The organism is Dactylosporangium roseum (assembly GCF_025264685.1).
In the GTDB taxonomy this organism is placed as follows: Bacteria; Actinomycetota; Actinomycetes; order Mycobacteriales; family Micromonosporaceae; genus Dactylosporangium; species Dactylosporangium roseum.
This window is the reverse complement of record NZ_CP073721.1, coordinates 8,098,759-8,113,106: the sequence shown is the minus strand read 5'-3', so window position 1 is coordinate 8,113,106 and position 14,348 is coordinate 8,098,759. Positions and strand designations below refer to the sequence as shown.

The 14,348-nt window shown below is 70.2% G+C and carries 13 protein-coding genes; 4 read left to right on the top strand and 9 right to left on the bottom strand.

The window, feature by feature from the left end; genetic code table 11:
* Positions 1 to 93: 93 nt before the first annotated feature.
* From Drose_RS38205 to Drose_RS38190, 4 genes are all read right to left on the bottom strand, one after another.
* Positions 94 to 1,377 (bottom strand): hemolysin family protein, encoded by a 1,284-nt coding sequence (locus tag Drose_RS38205; RefSeq protein WP_260726053.1) that lies wholly within the window; start codon positions 1,375 to 1,377, stop codon positions 94 to 96.
* A gap of 59 nt (positions 1,378 to 1,436) precedes the next feature.
* Positions 1,437 to 2,990, bottom strand: coding sequence for an AMP-binding protein (locus Drose_RS38200; protein ID WP_260726052.1), 1,554 nt, complete (start codon positions 2,988 to 2,990; stop codon positions 1,437 to 1,439).
* A gap of 4 nt (positions 2,991 to 2,994) precedes the next feature.
* On the bottom strand, positions 2,995 to 4,209 hold the full coding sequence (locus tag Drose_RS38195; RefSeq protein ID WP_260726051.1) for an acyl-CoA dehydrogenase family protein: 1,215 nt from the start codon (positions 4,207 to 4,209) through the stop codon (positions 2,995 to 2,997).
* Between the two features lie 111 nt (positions 4,210 to 4,320).
* Complete coding sequence (locus Drose_RS38190) at positions 4,321 to 4,776, bottom strand: SCP2 sterol-binding domain-containing protein (protein ID WP_260726050.1); 456 nt, start codon at positions 4,774 to 4,776, stop codon at positions 4,321 to 4,323.
* Positions 4,777 to 4,844: 68 nt separating this feature from the next.
* Here Drose_RS38190 and Drose_RS38185 point away from each other — a divergent pair, with 68 nt between their 5' ends.
* On the top strand, positions 4,845 to 5,477 hold the full coding sequence (locus Drose_RS38185) for a TetR/AcrR family transcriptional regulator (RefSeq protein WP_260726049.1): 633 nt from the start codon (positions 4,845 to 4,847) through the stop codon (positions 5,475 to 5,477).
* Between the two features lie 526 nt (positions 5,478 to 6,003).
* Here Drose_RS38185 and Drose_RS38180 read toward each other — a convergent pair.
* Both Drose_RS38180 and Drose_RS38175 read right to left on the bottom strand, forming a co-directional pair.
* A complete protein-coding gene (locus tag Drose_RS38180) occupies positions 6,004 to 6,915 on the bottom strand; it encodes a rhomboid family intramembrane serine protease (protein ID WP_260726048.1) in 912 nt (303 codons plus the stop codon).
* 35 nt (positions 6,916 to 6,950) lie between these two features.
* On the bottom strand, positions 6,951 to 7,496 hold the full coding sequence (locus Drose_RS38175) for a peptidylprolyl isomerase (protein ID WP_260726047.1): 546 nt from the start codon (positions 7,494 to 7,496) through the stop codon (positions 6,951 to 6,953).
* Positions 7,497 to 7,721: 225 nt separating this feature from the next.
* Here Drose_RS38175 and Drose_RS38170 point away from each other — a divergent pair, with 225 nt between their 5' ends.
* Positions 7,722 to 8,315, top strand: a complete 594-nt coding sequence (locus Drose_RS38170; protein ID WP_260726046.1) for a hypothetical protein — start codon at positions 7,722 to 7,724, stop codon at positions 8,313 to 8,315.
* Between the two features lie 71 nt (positions 8,316 to 8,386).
* Here the strand turns inward: Drose_RS38170 and Drose_RS38165 are convergent, their stop codons facing one another.
* The 3 genes from Drose_RS38165 to Drose_RS38155 all read right to left on the bottom strand — a co-directional run bounded on the left by Drose_RS38165 (position 8,387) and on the right by Drose_RS38155 (position 11,385).
* Positions 8,387 to 9,517 carry a magnesium and cobalt transport protein CorA gene (locus Drose_RS38165; protein WP_260726045.1) on the bottom strand — a complete coding sequence of 377 codons (1,131 nt, stop codon included), beginning with the start codon at positions 9,515 to 9,517 and terminating at the stop codon, positions 8,387 to 8,389.
* 195 nt (positions 9,518 to 9,712) lie between these two features.
* Complete coding sequence (locus tag Drose_RS38160; protein ID WP_260726044.1) at positions 9,713 to 10,804, bottom strand: aminotransferase-like domain-containing protein; 1,092 nt, start codon at positions 10,802 to 10,804, stop codon at positions 9,713 to 9,715.
* Positions 10,805 to 10,998: 194 nt separating this feature from the next.
* Positions 10,999 to 11,385, bottom strand: coding sequence for a CBS domain-containing protein (locus Drose_RS38155; RefSeq protein ID WP_260726043.1), 387 nt, complete (start codon positions 11,383 to 11,385; stop codon positions 10,999 to 11,001).
* A 106-nt stretch (positions 11,386 to 11,491) separates the two neighbouring features.
* On the opposite strand from Drose_RS38155, the gene Drose_RS38150 reads away from it, so the two are divergent.
* Together Drose_RS38150 and Drose_RS38145 are read left to right on the top strand one after the other, a co-directional pair.
* Entirely contained in the window at positions 11,492 to 12,928 is a 1,437-nt protein-coding gene (locus Drose_RS38150) for a GuaB1 family IMP dehydrogenase-related protein (protein ID WP_260726042.1), read from the top strand.
* Positions 12,929 to 13,010: 82 nt separating this feature from the next.
* The gene (locus Drose_RS38145; protein ID WP_260726041.1) at positions 13,011 to 14,348 is read left to right on the top strand and encodes an MATE family efflux transporter; all 1,338 of its coding nucleotides are present in this window, start codon (positions 13,011 to 13,013) and stop codon (positions 14,346 to 14,348) included.

The window sequence follows — 14,348 nt, the reverse complement described above, 5'->3', positions numbered from 1 at the left end:
GACTCGCGCAACGGCGGCACCGGAATCCGGTGCCGCCGTTGTTTTTGCTCGCCGACCGCCCGCGGCGCACCGCGTTCCTGCCGTGCTGACGGCCTATCCGTGAGCGGCCGCGTGGGCGTCCTGCCGGACCGTCACGGCGGTGATCGCACGACCGCGGATCTGGGACACCGTGAACGTCCACGGCTCCACCGTCACCGTCTCCCCGGGAGCCGTCGGCAGGTGACCCAACTGGGCCAGGACCAGGCCGGCCACCGTGGTGTAGCCGGTGCCGGGCAGGTGGTCGTTCTCGATGCCGATGTCGGGCAGGTCGTGGATCGGGAAGGTGCCGGGCAGCAGCATGCTGCCGTCGGCGCGCCGCTGGACCTGCTGGATGTCGGAGTCGGTCTCGTCGTAGATCTCGCCGACGACCTCCTCGATGAGGTCCTCCAGAGTGACGATGCCGTCGATGGCGCCGCGCTCGTCGACGACCAGGGCGAGCTGCTGCCGCTCGCTCTTGAACCGCTGGATCGCCTGCGCGACCGGCAGCGACTCGGGCAGCAGCAGCGCCGGCCGCATGACGCTGCGCACCATGCCGTCGGCGGTGATCAGATCGGCCCAATGCACGATGCCGATCGCGCTGTCGAGGTCGCCGTTGTGCACCACGGGCGCCCGCGAGTGACCGGTGCCGGCCAGCGACGCGGCGGCCTGCGCGGCCGACATGTCGGCGCTCAGGCTGAACACCGCCGGCCGGGGCACCAGCACCTCGCGCAGGGTCCGTCCGGCGATCTCCACGGCGCCCGAGATGATCGAGCGCTGCTGCCGGGTGAAGGTGCGCTGCGTGGCGACCAGGTCGCGCAGCTCCTCCGGGCTGATCTCGTCCTGGCGGACGTCGGGGTCGGCGCCGGCCATGCGCACGACGAGGTCGCTCGCCTTGCCGAGTACCCAGTTGACCGGCCGCAGCAGGGCGGACAGCACGTAGAGCGGGCGGGCCACGACGAGCGCCCATCCCTCGGCGCGCTGCATCGCGATCCGCTTGGGTGCCAGCTCACCGATGACCAGCGTGAGGAATGTCAGCAGCAGCGTGACGATCACGATGGCGACCGGCGCGGCGGCGCCGTCGAGGAAGCTCAGCAGCGGCGCGAGCGGCGCCGAGAGCGACACCGCGGCCGTCGCCGAGGCCAGGAACCCGGCCAGGGTGATGCCGATCTGGATGGTTGCCAGGAAGCGGTTGGGGTCACGGGCCAGCCGGACGAGCGTGCGGCCGGCCTTGCCCTGCCGCTCGAGCCGTCGGAGCTGACCCTCCCGTAGCGAGATCAGTGCCATCTCACTGCCGGAAAACGCCGCGTTGAGCAGCGTAAGCACAATGACGAGCGCCAGCTCGACCCAGGTTGAACTCATCGGTGCCGCCGCAGGAGCGGCCCGGTACTACTCCCGTCCACCGAACCAGGGTAGCGGGGCTACCTGGGAAAAAGCTGGCGGCGCACGATCTTGCCGGTGGCGTTGCGGGGCAGGGCGGGCACGAAGTGGATGTCGCGGGGCACGGAGAACCTGGCCAGGCGGTGCCGCACATATTCGCGGACCGCGTCCGGCTCCACCCAATCGCCCTCGTGCAGCGCGATCCAGGCGGCCAGCCGCTGGCCGAACTCCTCGTCCGGCACGCCGGCCACCGCGACCTCACGGACCTGCGGCAGCTCGGCGATGACGTCCTCGACCGCCGCGGGATACACGTTCTCGCCTCCGGAGATCACCATGTCGTCCTCGCGGCCGTCGACGAAGAGCAGGCCGTCGGCGGACACGTGCCCCAGGTCGCCGGTCGCCAGCAGGCTGCCGCGCGACTCGCGGCCGGTGCCGTTGGTGTACCCCTCGAAGAGCATGTCGTTGCCGACGAAGATGCGTCCGATCACGCCCGTCGGGAGCGGCCGGCCGGCCTCGTCGAGGATCGCCACGCGCGTCCCGTGGGGCGGGCGGCCCGCCGTCCCGGGCGAGGAGCGCAGCTCGCCGGGGGTGGCGATCGACGCCCACGACGCCTCCGTCGAGCCGTAGAGGTTGTAGAGCACATCGCCGTACACCTCCATGAACCGCGTGGCGAGAGGACCGGTAAGTGCCGAGCCGGACACCGCCACGACGCGCAGCGAGGGCATCTTCCCCGGCGCCTCCAGCAGCCGCTGCAGCATCACCGGCACCGCGAACAGCGACGTGCAGCCGTGTGCGCGCACGGCGTGCACGGCGGACGGCGGGGTGAACCGGCGGGCGACGACGATGGTGCCGCGCAGGGCCAGGCAGAGCTGCAGCGCGGCGAGGCCCCAGGTGTGGAACAGCGGCGCCGCGACGAACATGCGCTCGCCGGCGTTGAGGGGGATCCGCGACACCACGGAGGCCAGGGGGCCGAGACCGGTGGGATTTCTCCGTCTGGCGCCCTTGGGGGCTCCGGTGGTACCCGACGTGAGCACGACGACGGAGCCGGGGCTGGACGACGGTTCCAGCTCGGCCGACGGGGAACGCCGGATGAGGCCGTCGATCCGCTCGACGGCCACTCGGGGCAGGTGCGGCGGCATCGCGGCGAGCAGGCCGAGCAGCGACTCGTCGTGCAGCAGCAGCGTCAGGCCCTGGTCGTGGGCGACGGTCTCGAGCTGCGCGTTGCCCAGGCTGGTGTTGACGAGCACCGCCTGCGCGCCGAGTGCGATGACGGCCATCATGCTCTCGACGAAGTATGCCGAGTTGTCGCAGAGCAGCCCGACCCGGGAGCCGGGGCCCACGCCGTGCTCGGCGCGCAGCGCGTTGGCCAGGCGGCGGACCCGCACGTCGAGCTCGCCGTAGGTGACGGCGCGGCGCTCGTCGACGACGGCGACGTGCTCCGGGGAGCGGGCGGCGGCGGACCGCATCTCCCCGAACAGGCCGAAGCCCCACCTGCGCAGCGCGTTGAGCTGCCGCACGACGCGGGTGGGGCGGCCGGGTGCGAGCACCCTGCGGCGGGCAAGGGTGCGCAAGACGAATGTCTTCTTCGCGGTCATGTCCCTACCGAACGTAGATGCCTGAGATGGCCCGCGACACCACCAGCCGCTGGATCTCGCTGGTGCCCTCGAAGATCGTGTAGATCTTCGCGTCCCGGTACCACCGCTCGACCGGGTGTTCACGCAGGAAGCCCGCGCCACCCAGGATCTGCACGGCCTTCTCGGTGACGGCCACGGCGACCTCGCCGGCCTTGAGCTTGCTCATCGAGCCCTCGCCGGCCTCGAACCGGCGGTTGTTGCGGCCCATCCAGGCGGCCCGCCAGACCAGCAGGCGAGCGGCGTCGATCTCCGTCCGCATGTCCGCGAGCGCGAACGCGACGGCCTGGTTCTCGATGATCGGCCGGCCGAACTGGACGCGGCGCTTCGCGTAGTCCAGCGCGTACTCGTACGCGGCGCGGGCCACCCCGAGCGCCTGTGCGCCGACCGCGGGACGGGACAGCTCGAACGTGCGCATCGCCGCCTGGCCCTGCGCCTTGCGTCCTTCGCGGGCCTTGGCGAGGCGGGCGTCGAGGACGTCCTTGCCGCCGAGCAGGCAGCGGCCCGGCACCCGCACGTCGTCGAGGAAGACGTCGGCCGTGTGTGAGGCGCGCAGGCCCAGCTTCTTGAGCTTCTTCGAGCCGTTGAGCCCGGGCGTGCCGGGTGGCACGACAAAGGCGGCCTGTCCCCGGGAGCCGAGTTCGGGGTCGACGCTCGCGGTGACGACATGGACATCGGCGATCCCGCCGTTGGTCGCGTAGGCCTTCTGCCCGTTGAGCACCCACTCGTCGGTGGCCTCGTCGTACCGTGCCCGGGTCTTCATGGAGCCGACGTCGGAGCCGGCCTCGGGCTCGGTCGTGCAGAACGCGGCGACCTTCGGGTCGGCCGCGTCGCCGAAGCACTGCGGCACCCACTCGAGCATCTGGTCGGGCGTCCCGGACGCGTAGATCGAGGCCACGGCGAGGCTGGTGCCGAAGATCGCCATGCCGATCCCGGCGTCACCCCAGAACAGCTCCTCGTTGGCCAGGCACAGTGACAGCCCGGACGGGTCGGCCCAGCAGTTGGCCAGGAACTCGAACCCGTAGACTCCGATCTTGGCCGCCTCCTGGATGATCGGCCAGGGTGTCTCCTCGCGGGTGTCCCACTCCGCGGCGGCCGGTCGAACGACGTCGCTGGCGAAGCCGCGCACCCAGTCACGAAGGTCCCGCTGCTCCTCGTTCAGGTCGAGCGAGAACTCCGGCATGCGCCCCTCCTTCCTCTCTCCCCGCGTTGATCTTGCAGTCGTGGTGCCGCGACGCTCCGTTGTTGTCCGGGTTTGTCAGGCACCACAACTGCAAGATCAACGCGCTGGGGCTCAGGGCTTCGGGATGTCGAACAGGTTGGCGATGTTGGCCGCCAGGCCCAGGTCACCCTTGGCCTTGAGCTTGCCGGTCATGAACATCATCATGGGGTTGCCGGCGCCGGAGACGACCTTGAGGAAATCGACGGGACCGACCGTGATCGCGAGCTTCGGGTCCTGGTCGGGACTCGGCGACAGGGTGCAGGTGCCGTTGGCGATGACCAGCTCGTAGGTGTCGACGCCGCCGTCGGGCCGCTCGGTGATGGTCCAGTGGATCACCGCGTTGGTCGAGCCGGCACGGTCGGGACGGAACAGCCCCGGGAAGCGGGAGAAGATCGTGTCGAGGATCTTGCCGCGCTGGTCGCTCTTCATGATGTCGGCGAGCTGCGAGTCCGGCGCGTTCTTCACGAGCTGCGCGAACTGCGTCGGGTCGACGTTGGTGAAGTCGCCGAGGGCGTCAAGGTCGGTCATGGCGATGGCCTCCGTTGATATTTACCTACTCGTGCGTAACATTACGCACGAGTAGGTAAGGTGGCAAGATGCTGAAACGGCTTCCGCGCGTGGTCCGCGAGCAGCAGATGCTCGACGCTGCGGTCAAGGTCTTCGCCCGCCGCGGCTTCCACACGGCCTCGATGGACGAGATCGCGGAGGTCGCCGGCATCTCCAAGCCGATGGTCTACGCCTACCTCGGGACCAAGGACGAGCTCTTCGTCGCCTGCCTGCGGCGGGAGGCGACCCGCCTGATGGAGGCGGTGGCAGCGGGTGTACGGCCCACCGCCCGCCCCGACGAGCAGTTGTGGAACGGCCTGCGAGCCTTCTTCGCCTTCGTCGGTGCCCACCGCGACGGTTGGCGGGTCCTGTACCGCCAGGCGCGCAGCGAGCCGCAGTTCACCGGCGAGTTGGCCGGCATGCGGGCGCGGATCGTCGAGGTCGTCGCCGGGCTGCTGGAGAGCGCCTGCGCCGCGGCCGCGGTCCCCGCCCGCCCGGGCGACTTCACGGCGATGGCCTACGCCTACGTCGGCGCCGCCGAGTCCCTGGCCGACTGGCTGGCCGACCACGAGGAGGAGGACCCGGACCACACCGCGACGCGGATGATGAACTTCGTCTGGGTCGGCGCCGAGTCCCTGCTGCGGGGCAGGATCTGGCGCGCCCAAGAGGGTCCGTCCCGCTGACGGACCGGCCAAGCGGGCCGACAGGGATTGTGCGCGTACCCCGGCCCTGTCCGCGCGGTCGGCGGGCCGCCAGTCGGCACAAGGGGTGAGTGGTTCGAGGTCACATCCCCTTCCGGGAGCACCGCCGCGCGGCACCCGAGGTGACCGCCGGCTCGATGAGGAACATGGAACGGGCGCCAGCGCCAAGGCCGCGACGTCGAGCCGCGCCGTCGTCTGTCAATCCCCGCGTTGCGCTACGGGATGGTGACGCACGGTCGTGCGGGTGGGTGTCTGTCGCTCATGATCGCCGCTGGACCCGGGATGGCGCGGTCCGGCCGGGCGACTCCAGATCATGGGAAAGATGTGGCTGTCGGGGCAGCCATGTCTTTCCCATGATCTGTGGGATCGAGCGGCCTGGCGGCGGATCGCGCCGCAGCGCGCGCCGGCCGACGCACCCCGGCGGCGACACCTCCGAGGATCGCGCCCGAATTGTCGGCCTGATCGGGGTTGAGAAGAGGCCGTTGGGATCAGGTCGGGGGCGGCGACACTAGCCCACCAGACTTGCCGTTCGCCAGACGGCCGCCACGACCAGGACGAGCGCCAGCACCGCGATCGTCAGGGTCTGGACGAGCGTGCGGTGCTTCTGTGGCGCGTAGGCCAGCCCGATGGCGGCGAGCGCGCCGGTGATCAGGCCGCCGATGTGTCCACCGACTGAGATCTGCGAGAAGGAGAAGGTGATCACCAGGTTGAGCACCAGCACCGGCAGCACACCGGCGATGCTCAGGCGCAGCCGGCGCAGGACCACGACCAGCGCGCCGAAGAGGCCGAAGAGCGCCCCGGAGGCGCCGGCCGTGATCGTGTTCGGCGCGCTGAACAGGTAGGCGGCGACCCCGCCGCCCAGTCCGGCGATGAGGTAGAGCGCGAGGAACCGGCCGCGGCCCAGAGCCGCTTCCAGCGGCCGGCCGACGACCCACACCCCCCACATGTTCAGCGCCAGATGCAGGACGCCGAAGTGCAGGAACATCGCGGTGAGCAGACGGTAGTACTCCCCGGCCGCGATGCCGTGCGGCGCGCCGCCGGGGGCGTAGGACGCGTAGCCCAGCTCGCCGAAGTGCTGATGCAGCGGGGTGATGCCGCTGAGCAGGCCGCCCCAGCCGCCGCCGGCCACCGCACCCGTGCCGGCGCTGACGATGGTGGCCAGGAACGCCATCACATTGAGCACGATCAGCGTGATGGTGACCGTGCCCTGAGTGCCCGAAGATCCACCGCCGAACGTGGTCCTGGCAGGGTGCTGCGACCTGGCACCGTCGCGGACGCACTCCGGGCACTGGAAGCCGACCGACGCCTCGTTCATGCAGTTCGGGCAGATCGGCCGGTCACAGCGGTTGCACCGGACATACGTCTCTTTGTCGGGGTGCCGATAGCAGACGGGGACCACGTTCGCCGGCGGCTGAGTCATGCACCAAGGTTAGCTAGCCCTTCCGGGCTAGCCCTTCACGCGACCCGCTCGATCTCCACCCGCTCGATCACGATGTCCTGCCGCGGGCGGTCACCCGGGCCGGTCTGCGTGCCGGCGATCTGGTCGACGACCTTGCGGGAGTCGTCGTCGGCGACCTCGCCGAAGATCGTGTGCTTGCCGTTGAGGTGGGGGGTCGGGCCCACCGTGACGAAGAACTGCGAGCCGTTGGTCCCGCCGCCGGTGAAGCGGTCGGTGCCCGCGTTGGCCATCGCCAGCAGGTACGGCCGGTTGAAGTGCAGCTCCGGGTGGATCTCGTCGTTGAAGGTGTAACCGGGGCCGCCCCGGCCGGAGCCGGTCGGGTCGCCGCCCTGGATCATGAAGCCGTCGATCACGCGGTGGAAGATGACGCCGTTGTAGTACGGGCCCGAGCCCGGCTGGCCGGTGCGCGGGTCGGTGTATTCCTTGCTGCCCTCGGCGAGCTCCACGAAGTTGCGCACCGTCTTCGGCGCGTGGTTGGGGAACAGCTCAAGCCGGATAGGACCGGCGTTGGTGTGCAGCGTCGCGAACAGTTGCTCGGCCACCAGTTCTCCCTTTCATTGGTGACATTCCGTCATCACCGTATCTGACGGGCATTCTGCCGGATCCGGGTGTGCGGGCCGCCCGTTCGGTGCACGATGACCAGCAGCGGTGACGTCCGTGAGGTTCTCCCCGGTCGGAATGGGGTAACCGGGGGTTGGACGGTTTCGCGGCCACGGGAGGTGGAGCAAGTGTTTCGACGTCGTCGGGTGAAGACGCACAGCCGGCTCATGCGGGAAGAGCTCGGGGAAAGCTTCGATCACCTGCGGATGGCCGCGGCGCATGCCGCCGATGGCGCTTCGGGCGCCTTGGCGCCACGCGTCGAGTCCGCCCGTCAGGCGGTCAAGCCGGGTCTGCGCAAGGCACAGGGCGCGGCGATGGGTGGGATGGACGCGGTGCTCGTGATCGCCCGCGACCGTTCCCGCCAGGCCGGCAAGAAGGCCGAGAAGATGGGGCGCAAGGGGAAAACCAGGATGATGGGGAACCAGGGCCGCACACGGCGCTGGCCGATGACGCTGGGTGGCCTCCTGGTCGCCGGTGCGGCAGTGGGCATGGCGTCCGCCATGCTGCGGCGCCGGCGCAACCAGCAGGCCTGGGACGAGTACGGCTCGACTCGCACGACCGGCGACACCGGCGCGATGCTCGAATCGGCGAAGTCCACGATGGACGCCGGCGTCGAAAAGGCCAAGACGATGGGTGAGGCGGCGAAGGACCGCGCCTCCGACCTGATCGGTAGCAAGAGCACCGGCACCGGCACGTCCGGCGGCGGTGAGCACGACAAGCCCTCGATGCCGCAGACGGCGTCGAAGAACAGTCGTTCTTAGCACGATCGATCGCGTAGGCGGGCCGTCCCCGGCCACGGGGGACGGCCCACCTATGTGCGCCTCAGATGTGCTCAGAGCCAGCCGCTGCGGCGGAAGGCCCGGTAGAGCCCGGCGGAGATCGCCACGATCAACGCCATCACGCCCGGGTAGCCGAAGACCCACTTGGTCTCCGGCATGAAGTCGAAGTTCATCCCGTAGATGCCCGCGATCGCGGTCCAGACCGCGGCGATGGCGGCCCACGCGGCGATCTTGCGCATGTCGTTGTTCTGGTCGACGCTCACCTGCGCCAGCCGCGCCTGCAGCACCGAGTTGATGACGTCGTCGAGGTACAGGACCTGCTCGACCGCGCGCGCCAGGTGGTCGTTGACGTCGCGGAAGTACCGGCGGATCTCGTCGGGTACCTCCGTGAACTGGCCGGTGGCCAGCCCGGCGAGGGGCCGTTGGAGCGGCAGCACGGCGCGCTTGAACTCCATCAGCTCGCGCTTGAGCTGGTACACCCTCTGGATCCGGCTCGTGCCGCTGCTCCGCGACGGGGCGAACACCTGGTCCTCGACCGCCGCGACGTCCTCCTCGATGCCGGTGGCCACCTCGACCAGCGTGTCGACGACGCTGTCCGTCACGGCGTAGGCGACCGCCCACGGCCCGCGGGCCATCACCTCTCGGCGCTGCTCCAGGCCGGAGCGGACCGGGGCGAGCCGGCTCGCGTCACCGTGCCGCACGGTGATGATGAAGTGCTCGCCGATGAACATCAGCACGTCGCCGGTCTCGACGACCTCGCTCGTGTCGGTGATCTCGTCGTGCTCGACGTATCGCGCGGTGCGCATCGTCACGAAGATCATTTCGCCGTACCGCTCGACCTTCGGCCGCTGCTTCGAGGTCACCGCGTCCTCGACGGCCAACTCGTGCAGCTCGAACGTCTCGGCGATGGCCGACATCTCGTCGGCGTGCGGCTCTTTCAGGCCGATCCACACGAAGCCGCTGCGGTGCCGGCGCGCCGCGTGCAGCGCCTCCGCGTAGTGCCACTCACCGGGCTGGCGGACGCCGTCGACGTAGAGCGCGCAGTCGACGATCGCGCTGCCCACGGCGGGCTGCACCGCCGGCACGGCCGGCGCCGGCGAACTCAGCATCCGCGACATCGCCCGGACAGGCCGGGAGAAGGCACGCGACAGCGAGCCGGCGGTGTTCTGCTGATTGTCGGCCATCACGACCTCCCAGGCGGAACGAACGTTGGCACCGGGTGGACCGACCGCAGGTGGGGGGTGGGGGCGCGGTCGGCCCACCCGGTGCCGTTGGGGGGCGGGGGTGATGCCTGCGGCGCGATTCGCAAAGCGCGCCGGGCTGGATTTTGATCCATCCGGTACCGGCTGGGGAACCACCCCCATCATCACGGTTTGGTGTCAGCTTTTGCGAACGGCCTCGATCGCCGCGGCCAAGCGGGCCACGCCTTCGTCGATCTGATCCGTCAGCACGGCCGAGAACGCCAGCCGGACCGCGTTGCGACCGCCCTCGAGGAGGAAGTCGCTGCCCTTGACCACGGCCACGCCGAAGTCCCGCGCCGCGACCTTCTCCAGCTCCGTCGTGTCGACGTCCTCCGGCAGCTCCACCCAGAGGAAGTAGCCGCCGTCCGGCTCCACGAACCGCGCGTCGGGCACGTGCTTGCGCAGGCCCTCGGCCAGCAGCCGGGCGCGCTCGCCCAGCGTCGCCGACACCTTGGCGATCGACCGCTCGATGTCGCCGCTCACGCAGAACTGGTGGGTGATCGCCTCGGCGACCATGCTCGGCGAGATGTAGAGGTTCGTCGCCCGCTTGGCGATCGCGGCGATCGTCGCCTGCGGACCGACCAGGTAGCCGACCCGCAGGCCGGGGGCGACCGTCTTGGTGAAGGAGCTGGCGTGGACGACGACGCCGGCCGTGTCCTGGGACAGCATCGTCGGCAGCTTCTCGCCCCGCCAGCGGATGTCCGCATACGGGTCGTCCTCGAAGATCGTGAAGCCGTACCGCTCCGCCAGCGCGACCAGGGCTCGCCGCTTGTCCGCCGACAGGGTGACGCCGGCCGGGTTCTGGAAGTTCGGAATGATGTGCGCGAGGGTCGGGCGGACGCCGCTGTCGAGCAGCTTCCGCAGCTCCTCGACGTCGAGGCCGTCCTCCTCGACCGACACCTGGTGCACCTCGGCGCCCAGGTTGCGCAGGTTGAGCAGGGTGCGGTCATAGGTCGGCTTCTCCACGACCACCGCGTCGCCGGGCTTGACCAGGTGCTCGAACAGCAGTGCGTCGGCCTGCAGCGAGCCGTTGGTCACGATGACCTGGTCGGCCTCCACACCGTGCTTGGTGGCGATCCACGAGCGCAGAGGAAGGTAGCCGACGGACGTGCCGTAGGCGGTGATGCCAGCCGGGTCGGCCTCGAAGGCCCGCACGGCGGCGGCCTTGAGTCCGTCGACGTCGACGATGTCGAGACTGGGTGCGCCACGGGCGAAAGAAATGAGCTGCATGATGGCAGCCTACGAGAGCCGCCGCGGACGACTCAGCCGAGTTCCGGCTCGTCCACCGGGCGGAGTGCGGCGGTTTTTCGGCCGATGCCCGGATCGGCGCCATGCTTTTCCGGCCGAGCGTGCCCCACGCCGGTCATCCCGAGCGTCGGGCCCGGGAGTATGACCTGGGACACGGCCGGCCGGGACCGCCGCGGTCAGGCCGGAATGGTGGTCTGGACCCAGACTCGGATGATGTCGCGCACGGAGATCACCCCGAGCACGTCATCCTCGTCGAGGACGACCAGGTGGCGGAAGCCGCCGCGCACCATGGCGCTCGCCGCTTCCTCGATCGTCCAGGTCGGGCTGGCGTAGACGACTTCCCAGGTGATGTGCTCGGCGGTCCGCTCGACGTCTGGGTCGAGGCCGGTGCCGAGCGCGTTGAGGATGTCCCGCTCGGTGATGATCCCGACCCCGGCGCCGTCGGGGTCGGCGACGACCGCCGAACCGACCTTGTGGGTGGACATCAGCCGTGCGGCTTGACGCAGGGTATGGTCCGGGCCGAGCTGTACCACGACCGCGGACATGGCTTCGTGTACTTGCATGGGCGCATCACTCCTCGCAAGGCACGGTACGGACATCCTCCCGCCCCTGAGGCCAACTCTCAAGACTTGCCCATCAATCTGAGGCATCGAGATAAAGTTCGGAAACGTGCGGTTCCTCAACGACCAGACGCCTGCTCACGATCTCACCTACGACGATGTCTTCATGGTGCCGAGCCGCTCGGCCGTGGAGTCCCGGATGGCGGTGGATCTCAACACCCGCGACGGCAGTGGCACCACGATCCCGATCGTCGTTGCCAACATGACCGCCGTCGCCGGTCGGCGTATGGCGGAAACCGTCGCGCGGCGGGGCGCACTCGCGATCATCCCGCAGGACATCCCGATCGATGTCGTCTCCGAAGCCGTGTCCTGGGTGAAGGGCCGCCATCTCGTCTACGACACCCCGATCACCCTCGGGCCGACCGAGACCGTGTCGCTCGCGCTCGACCTGCTGCCCAAGCGTGCACACGGCGCGGTGATCGTGGTCGAGGACGGCCGGCCGATCGGCGTGGTGACCGAGAGCGACTGCGCCGACGTCGACCGGTTCAGCCAGTTGCAGGGCGTCATGTCGCGAAGACTGCTGACGCTGCCCGACGACATCACCCCCGAGGACGCCTTCAACCGGCTCGCCGCAGGCCACCACAAGCTGGCGCCGGTGATCGACCAGGCCGGCCGGCTCGTCGGCATCTTCACCCGCACCTCCGCGCTGCGGGCAACCCTCTACCAGCCGGCCGTCGACGCCGACGGGCGGCTGCGCATCGGCGCCGCGATCGGCATCACCGGCGACGCCGCCGGCCGCGCCGACAAGTTGATCGCCGCCGGCGTCGACGTGCTGGTCGTCGACACCGCGCACGGCCACCAGGAGCGGATGATCAGCACGCTGCGCGCGGTCCGCGCGCTCGACCCGGGCGTGCCGATCGTCGCCGGCAACGTCGTCACCCGCGAGGGCACCGCCGACCTGCTCGAGGCCGGTGCCGACATCGTCAAGGTCGGTGTCGGGCCCGGCGCGATGTGCACGACCCGGATGATGACCGGCGTCGGCCGGCCGCAGTTCTCCGCGGTGCTCGAGTGCGCCGCCGAGGCCAGGCGGATGGGCCGCCACGTGTGGGCCGACGGCGGCGTCCGCCACCCGCGAGACGTCGCCCTGGCACTGGCCGCCGGCGCGTCCAACGTCATGATCGGCTCCTGGCTGGCCGGCACGCACGAGTCCCCGGGCGATCCCCGGCGCGACGCCGACGGCCGGCTCTACAAGGAGAACTTCGGCATGGCCTCGGCCCGCGCGGTCAGCCGCCGCACCGCCGACGACAGCGTCTACGAGCGGGCCCGCAAGGCACTGTTCGAGGAGGGTATCTCGACCTCCCGGATGTATCTCGATCCGCGCCGCCCCGGCGTCGAGGACATCCTCGACGCGATCGTGGCGGGTGTGCGCAGCGCCTGCACCTATGCCGGTGCGGCCGACCTGGTGGAGTTCGCTGAGCGTGCGACGGTGGGTGTCCAGAGCGCGGCGGGTTATGCGGAGGGGAAGCCGCTCGACGTGAGCTGGTGATTGCCTCGGCAGCGGATAGTCGCGTCACCCAAAAGTCCCGTATGGTGCGTGTCGTGAAGCCCGCTCGCAACCCGCACGGCTCGTGACCGACCAGCCGTCCCGCCGCGGCCAGGCGTTGCGTGCTGCCTCCCGCTTTGTCGGCGCCGGCCTGCTCGACCAGGTGGTCATCGCCACCGCCAACGCCGCAAACACGCTGCTCGGCGGCGTCCTGCTGGCCAAGGAACAGTTCGGTGCGCTCGCGCTCGCACTCAGCGTCGGCTATTTCTCCATGTACCTCAACCGGGCCATCGTCGGCGACGTCCTTCTCGCGCTGGCGTCACGGTACGACGGCGACCACCGGGTGCGGCTGGTGCGCAACGGGCTGACGACCGCCCTGTGTTCCGGGCTCGTCACGACGGTCATCTTCGTCGGGATCTGGCTGATGTGGCCGCACAGCGGGAAGATCGACCTGCATGAACTGATCTGGCTGACCCCGTTCATGGTCCCGATCATGTTGCACGACACCGCCCGGTGTGACTACCTCGCCGACCGCCGGCCGGAGAAGGCCCTCGGCATCGACCTCGTCTGGGCGGGCACCCAGGGCATCGCGATCCTCGTCATGGTGCTGATCGGCCACTCCACCCCCGGCGGCCTGCTCGCCGCGTGGGGCATCGGCGCGACCGCCGGCGCGACGGTCTACGTGCTGCGCGAGGGGCACCTGCCGTGGGGAGGCAACCCGAAGGCGTGGCTCGCCGAGACCCGCCATCTGTCGGGCTGGTTCACCGCGACCGCAGTCGTGGCCCAGGTGCAGGTGCTGTCGATCAGCTTCCTGGTCGCCGGCAAGCTCTCCAAGATCGACCTGGGTAACCTGCGCTTCGTGCAGACGGTGCAGCTCCAGCCGGTGCAGAACCTGGTCGCGGCGATCCAGGGCCTCCTCGTGCCCCGCGCCTCGCGCAACGCGGCCGCCGCCGCCAGGCCGGGCGCCGAGGGTATCGAGGCGGCCGCGACCCTGCGCCGCCAGACCCGCCAGTTGGCGATCGCGTTCGCGGTGCTGGGCACGCTGATGGTGATCATCGTCTGGCCGCTCGTGTCGTGGGCGCTCACCAGGACGGGCAAGTTCTCCGAGGCCGCGCCGCTGGCCCTGCCGATCGCCCTGCAAGGGGCGGTCTACCTGCTGCAGGTCCCGTTCACGGCCGCGATGCGCGGCATGCACCGGGCACGGATGCTCTTCGTGCAGTACGTCGTCTTCGCGACCATCTCGCTGACCGGCCTCTCGATCGGCGCGAACTACGGCCTGCACGGCGCCGCGTGGGGTCTCCTGACCGGCTCGACGGCCGGCTTGATCTGCATGATGACGCTCTACTTCCAAGCCCTGAAGCGGGTCGGCCCTCCTCCCGAGTCCCCGGCGACGCCTCGCCTGGACGCGGCCAAGAGCGCCTGA

What these genes read in the sequence shown, in the direction of transcription:
- Drose_RS38205 (WP_260726053.1), bottom strand. Translation starts at nt 1,377, where the DNA reads ATGAGTTCAACCTGGGTCGAGCTGGCGCTCGTCATTGTGCTTACGCTG.
- Drose_RS38200 (WP_260726052.1), bottom strand. Translation starts at nt 2,990, where the DNA reads ATGACCGCGAAGAAGACATTCGTCTTGCGCACCCTTGCCCGCCGCAGG.
- Drose_RS38195 (WP_260726051.1), bottom strand. Translation starts at nt 4,209, where the DNA reads ATGCCGGAGTTCTCGCTCGACCTGAACGAGGAGCAGCGGGACCTTCGT.
- Drose_RS38190 (WP_260726050.1), bottom strand. Translation starts at nt 4,776, where the DNA reads ATGACCGACCTTGACGCCCTCGGCGACTTCACCAACGTCGACCCGACG.
- Drose_RS38185 (WP_260726049.1), top strand. Translation starts at nt 4,845, where the DNA reads ATGCTGAAACGGCTTCCGCGCGTGGTCCGCGAGCAGCAGATGCTCGAC.
- Drose_RS38180 (WP_260726048.1), bottom strand. Translation starts at nt 6,915, where the DNA reads ATGACTCAGCCGCCGGCGAACGTGGTCCCCGTCTGCTATCGGCACCCC.
- Drose_RS38170 (WP_260726046.1), top strand. Translation starts at nt 7,722, where the DNA reads ATGCGGGAAGAGCTCGGGGAAAGCTTCGATCACCTGCGGATGGCCGCG.
- Drose_RS38165 (WP_260726045.1), bottom strand. Translation starts at nt 9,517, where the DNA reads ATGGCCGACAATCAGCAGAACACCGCCGGCTCGCTGTCGCGTGCCTTC.
- Drose_RS38160 (WP_260726044.1), bottom strand. Translation starts at nt 10,804, where the DNA reads ATGCAGCTCATTTCTTTCGCCCGTGGCGCACCCAGTCTCGACATCGTC.
- Drose_RS38155 (WP_260726043.1), bottom strand. Translation starts at nt 11,385, where the DNA reads ATGCAAGTACACGAAGCCATGTCCGCGGTCGTGGTACAGCTCGGCCCG.